This window comes from Bartonella florencae (genome assembly GCF_000312525.1).
Taxonomy (GTDB): Bacteria; Pseudomonadota; Alphaproteobacteria; order Rhizobiales; family Rhizobiaceae; genus Bartonella; species Bartonella florencae.
Map to the genome: position 1 here is coordinate 408,139 of NZ_HE997452.1, position 5,676 is coordinate 413,814.

The 5,676-nt window shown below is 36.1% G+C and carries 7 protein-coding genes; all 7 read right to left on the reverse strand.

Translation table 11 applies throughout. The features are described from left to right. Nucleotides 1-548: TrbJ/VirB5 family protein (locus BN202_RS09920; RefSeq protein ID WP_019219365.1), on the reverse strand; the 548-nt coding region annotated here is incomplete at its 3' end. A gap of 145 nt (nucleotides 549-693) precedes the next feature. Continuing rightward, nucleotides 694-1,362 carry a TrbJ/VirB5 family protein gene (locus BN202_RS04540; RefSeq protein ID WP_019219366.1) on the reverse strand — a complete coding sequence of 223 codons (669 nt, stop codon included), beginning with the start codon at nucleotides 1,360-1,362 and terminating at the stop codon, nucleotides 694-696. A 144-nt stretch (nucleotides 1,363-1,506) separates the two neighbouring features. Then, a complete protein-coding gene (locus BN202_RS04545) occupies nucleotides 1,507-2,196 on the reverse strand; it encodes a TrbJ/VirB5 family protein (protein ID WP_019219367.1) in 690 nt (229 codons plus the stop codon). Continuing rightward, on the reverse strand, nucleotides 2,193-4,664 hold the full coding sequence (gene trwK, locus BN202_RS04550) for a VirB4 family type IV secretion/conjugal transfer ATPase TrwK (RefSeq protein ID WP_034987293.1): 2,472 nt from the start codon (nucleotides 4,662-4,664) through the stop codon (nucleotides 2,193-2,195). Before trwK ends, BN202_RS04545 begins: the two co-directional genes overlap by 4 nt. A 2-nt stretch (nucleotides 4,665-4,666) precedes the next feature. Beyond that, entirely contained in the window at nucleotides 4,667-4,975 is a 309-nt protein-coding gene (locus BN202_RS04555) for a VirB3 family type IV secretion system protein (protein WP_019219369.1), read from the reverse strand. A gap of 12 nt (nucleotides 4,976-4,987) precedes the next feature. After that, nucleotides 4,988-5,299 (reverse strand): hypothetical protein, encoded by a 312-nt coding sequence (locus BN202_RS04560; RefSeq protein WP_019219370.1) that lies wholly within the window; start codon nucleotides 5,297-5,299, stop codon nucleotides 4,988-4,990. 142 nt (nucleotides 5,300-5,441) lie between these two features. Then, on the reverse strand, nucleotides 5,442-5,676 hold a 235-nt coding region (trwL, locus tag BN202_RS04565), incomplete at its 5' end, for a VirB2 family type IV secretion system major pilin TrwL (RefSeq protein WP_019219371.1).

Here is a 5,676-nt window from a genome sequence, read left to right on the forward strand (position 1 = left end):
CTTGTAGCCTCATTTTTAAATATGGAAAATAAAGCTTGAAAGTAGGATTGTAATTCTAACATGATTTTCAAATCTATATTGTTTGATACCATAGCGGAAAATACTTCCACCATTTCAGAACGTGCTTCTGCTTTCTCAAAAGCGTGCAAACTTATAGCTTTATCTACAATTTCTGCGTATTGACGGCGCTTTTCGATAAGTTGACGTGCTTCAGAAACTGAAAGGCGGCTAAGATCTTGGCTAATTATAGTATCTTTTATTTCAGGCCTTTGGAAAGTTATATTTTTTTCGTTCCCCTCGCTCTCTTGAAATCCATTTTTGCCGTAGATGAATTCTGGATTTTTAAAATAATATTTAGTTAGATTCATTATTTTTTTATACTCCAATTGGCGAGGGCCTGTTATAGAGTCATATAATGCCTTTGTTTCGCTAAGTAGCTTTTTTGTTTCTTCAAGTTGTTGCATTGATATCGAGATATTTGATGATATTACTGGGTTTTGAAACCCTAAAGTGACAGCTATTGCTATTAAAATAATAGTTTTTTTCATGTTATTTTTCTCTTTTAATCACTTTGAGGTTATGTTGCTAAATTAAAAAGATACTTAATGAATAAAACTGTATGCGATTACTAAAAAAATGCATAAAAACATAAACAAAGAAAACGCATAAGATAAACAAGTTATCATTAAGATTTTATCGTATAGATCGTATTATTGGCATCTCTTTATTTCCACTATTAAGAATTCTTATATTGCGTTTTTGCTTTTGTTGACTGATAAATGCTTGCTCTGCATTCCGTGAATGTGCAACCATCTGTAGTTTTGCTGTTTCATTTTGGATCATGGCTAGCATGCTCTGTATGCGGGCCTGTAATTCAGCAATACTTTTTAAATCAGCTGTTTTATTTATTTGTTTTACAAGTTCTGAAATTTGCTTAAAACGAAGATCATTTTCCTGAAAAGTTTGTAAACTTACCGCTTTATCAGCAACTGTTGCATATTGCATACGTTTAACGATAGCATCGCGGGATGCTCGGACAGAGATAGGAATTTTTTCTTTTTCTAAAATATCTTGTACTGCTCCCAATCGTGCTAAATTATTATAAATTAATTCCGAATCTTTAAGAAAAGAATTGGTGTAATCTATTTGTATATCTTTGGATTTTGAATCCTTTATGATGGACTTGTGTATTTCTTCTGCTTGTGCAAGCTGTTTTTTTAATAATTCGATAATTTTTGTATGATGCTTTGGTATAACAGGCTTTTTTTCTGTTTTTTGTGCGCCAGAATACCAAAATGATTTTGCTGGGCTTTGAAGCCCTAAAGTGACAGCTATTGCTATTAAAATCATAGTTTTTTTCATGTTACTTTTCTCTTTTAATCACTTTGAAGTTATGTTGCTAAACTACAAAGATACTTAATGAATAAAACTGTATGCGATTACTAAAAAGTGCATAAAAACATAAACAAAGAAAACGCATAAGATAAACAAGTTATCGTCAAGTTTCTATCGTATAGATTGTATTATTGGCATCCCTTTATTTTCACTGTTAAAAATTTTCATATTACGTTTTTGTTTTTGTTGATTGATAAATGCTTGCTCTGCATTCCGTGAATGTGCAACCATCTGTAGTTTTGCTGTTTCATTTTGAATCATGGTTAGCATGCCCTGTATGCGGGCCTGTAATTCAGCAATACTTTTTAAATCAGCTGTTTTATTTATTTGTTTTACAAGTTCTGAAATTTGCTTAAAACGAAGATCGTTTTCTTTAAAAGTTTGTAAACTTACCGCTCTATCAGCAACTGTTGCATATTGCATACGTTTAACGATAGTATCGCGGGATGCTCGAACAGATGTAGGAATTTCTTCCTTGCTCAAAATATCTTGTAATCTTGTCGATACTGCTAAATTATTATTTTCATCATAAATCAATTGCGGATCTTTAAGAAAAAAACTGGTGTAATCTGTTTGTACATCTTTGGATTTTGAATGCCCTATGGCGCTGTATGTTTTTTTTGCTTGTGCAAGCTGTTTTTTTAATAACTCAATAATATCTAGATAATGCTGTGGTGTAACAGGCTTTGGGGGATTGCTGCCCCAATTCCAACTTGGTGTGAATGTAAAGTTAAAAGCTTTTGCTGGGTTCGGAATCCCTAAAATTACTGCTGTTACTATTGAAATAACCTGTTTCTTCATGTTTCCCTCCTGTCATTTTTGACATGTTGTAAAAAAATTGGTAACCATATTGCTGGGTCATCTCCCACTTTAGCAATAATGTTTTCAACCAATTCCGCATTGTCAGGTGTACCTGATAATACTAAAAGCTCCTCACCAAAGTCGCACTCTGTGGTTTTACCATCGATTGTCACGTGGAATTTACCGAGATTTAATTCTGCAAGCGCAGATTGATCGCCTTGCTTGATGAGAAATTGACAACTGAATTCACCAAGTCCTTTAATGAGTTCAAATTCAGTATCTGTTAGTTTAAAACCTTGTGTATAATCTTCATAACTTGCTTTGGGATTGGCCAAGAAAATGTAGGTTGCACATTGTTGAATAAGCGTCTTGGCTATATTGCTTTCCAAGGCGTCACTAGGTTCTTGCGTAGCATAAACAAAAATACCGTTTTGTTTACGAATAGTTTTTTGCTTGTTCTTTGCTAAATCTTCAAAGTACGAATCTTGCAAAGGTTTCCAAAATTCGTCAAAAATATACATAAATCGCTGTCCGCTAATCATCCCTTCTGTGCGGTAAAGCAAATACATCATGACTGGTGTGCGAGTCTCTGGGTTGTCTAAAAATTCAGTAATATCAAAACCGTAAATTTGGTGCTTTGAAAGATCAAGTGCGTCAGTAGGGTTATCAAATAACCAACCATAATCACCACCTTCACACCATTTTATCAAACGAGCATGAACAGACGGGAGTGCATTATAATCATTTAAATGCGGATTCGGTAAGAATTGCACAAGAAAAGATAAACGACGCAGTGATCTATCAATGTTGTCACTCATAATAGATGTGACAGCTCGATTAATTTCCTCTTCATCGCGATGCGTAACTTCACCACCAGCTTCTGCTAATTTTCTCACAAACTGTTTTAGGAAAATCAGGTTATCTTGTGTCGGAGGAAGTTGGAAAGGATTAAAACCACTTTGCCTACCAGGTTTGAATGTTAGATACCGACCGCCCATAGCCCGAATAACAATTTCCATGCCGCGATCTTTATCAAAAACAACAGTTGTTGGTTTAAATTTTTGTGCTTGTGCTAACAGGAAACCAAGTAAAACTGTTTTACCGGAACCAGATTGTCCAATAAGAGCGGTATTACCAAGTAAGCGTTTATTTGTTGAATCTTCTTCAATTTTAGAAGCATGAAAATTAAAATAAAGCGGTGTTTTACTGGTTGTTTTCAGAATCGTAACTGCCGGCCCCCATGGATTTCCAGTTGGCTTGCCTGACATAAAATTATGAAAGGATGAAAATGACAAAAAGTTCAGTGATGTAATTGGTGCTGGACGTGGCCGCCATTTCCAATTTGCGGGAAGTTGCGCCCAATAACCAGCCTCGAGAGCTAAATCTACAGGTTTCGGCAATACGGCTGCGTCTAGCAGTGCTGCACTTGCTTTTGCCATATAGTCACGAACTTGCTGAACTGTATCGCCATAGATGGTCAATGTACAATGATGCTCACCCATGACAAAATGTCCACTGACAAGCTGGTTTAATGCTTCATCAATTTGCTCAATTTGGCTTGTTGCTACATCGCGCGCATCGATAAGATTACGTTGGTGGCGTTGCAAATAATCCTTAGCAGCATGTCGTGAGAGCACTGAAAAACTTTGTGTCAACACAAATTCGAAATCACTTTCCAGCAAAACATTCAGTTGACCTGGTTTGGTTGTCGTGTCGTATTCCTTGATTTCTAGCATTCCAAATCGACGCATTCCAGTGCTTGTTCGTAGTTCTCCAAGAGCGCCCCATTTTGAGAAAAATGGTCGATTAATAGACATATAGTCGGCAAAACGCTCATAACAGATTGGCATAGGTCTATATTCGCCGTTAATAAGCATTCCGAGGAATTCAAGCGCCGAAGAATAAGCATGGCCATTTTTTTCATAAACACCAAGAAGCTCCGCTTCATAATGCTTTAACGATTGACCTAATGTGCTGTTGATATCATTGAGGGCTTTGATACATGACTCCTGACGCATCTTTTTTTGATCGAGCGTTTCACGTTCATGTTGAGAAAAGAATGACATAACTTTATCCGCTATCGGCTGAAAAACGATAGTTAAATACAAGTCATTCACCATAAGATTATAACCAGTAAAGCTTTGCCGATATTTCTCATCAAGCTGATAGCAAAATATTTGCTCAAATTTTGAATCAGGATATTCATAAACACGGCGGCGCACAATATGTGTCCACAATGATAAATTGGCTGATGCAATACCACGCAGGGTGTTATTTAGCTCTTTGGTCCACTGAAAAATATCTTCTTCCGAAGCACTTTGATGTGAGCGTCCATCAATCTTCCAAACCGAGAGATATTCCGCATTTTTTGTAGAGATAATTGTATCTGTAATATGATGTGAATAGGGCAGGAACAGACTGACAGGTGTCTCTGAGATGAGACGTTTGCTGTTTTCAACAGACATCATATTTATCTCCTTTTGCGATAATCAGAGGGACTATAACTTGAAGCTCCCCAAAAACTTTTATTGCGGTTGCGAAGTTTTGTATCAATCCACAACCACCAAATGCGAAATGCCTTATCATCATTTTTGGTAATTTGCACCATAATGAACCATAACGGTGGAGCAATTATCCACAAAAAGATATTTATCGTCATAGCAACAATGGCTACACTTATAGCCATAACGATGAGGGGCATCATTGGTACACCCCAAAGGGTTGGAACACGAGTTGCTCCTTTAAATAAGGGAAATGCTTCATGTTGTTGTGGTTTCATATTGAACTCTCGTTACTGGATATAAAATAATACGTGGCTAATATAAAATGCTGCTCCAGCAATGATGACACTAAACGCCCACCGTATAAATGTAGCTCTTGCTATGATGCGAAACACATAAATAAGCAAAAGAAATAAAAGAACAACAGCACAAATAACAGGAATAACCATACTAAGTCCGTACTGCATACCTATTAGAATATCTAAGCTCTTCATTTTTGTTTGGGCACATACAGCTTGAGTCATTAAGAATATAATGAAAGTTATAACAAGAGTACGGATTTTGTTGCCAGTTTTTGCTTGAAGAATATTTGCTTGTTTCATATTTTTTTCCCCATTTTAGTTGAGTTTAATCTCGAGAATATTTCCTTTTTGCAGCATAAACGACATTATTACAGATATATCTACGACCCACGGATCAAGTTTCTTAAAAACATTATGTGTTGTGCTTATTTAATGATTGACTTCAATTGGTTTTAAATAACATTGCGACAAGTTCAGCTGCTGATCCAGCGATAACAACGCCTATTCCCCAACGTACAAAGGTATCTTTTTCGATGTAACGCCCAGCATAACCAATTGCTAAGCACAAAAGGATAACGGCAGCAGCAACAGGAATAATTTTACCTAATTCTGTTTTAAGTGTGTCTAAAGCTGTTTTTGCCTTGTCTAAAGCTTGTGCTTGGGCATATATTGGATGA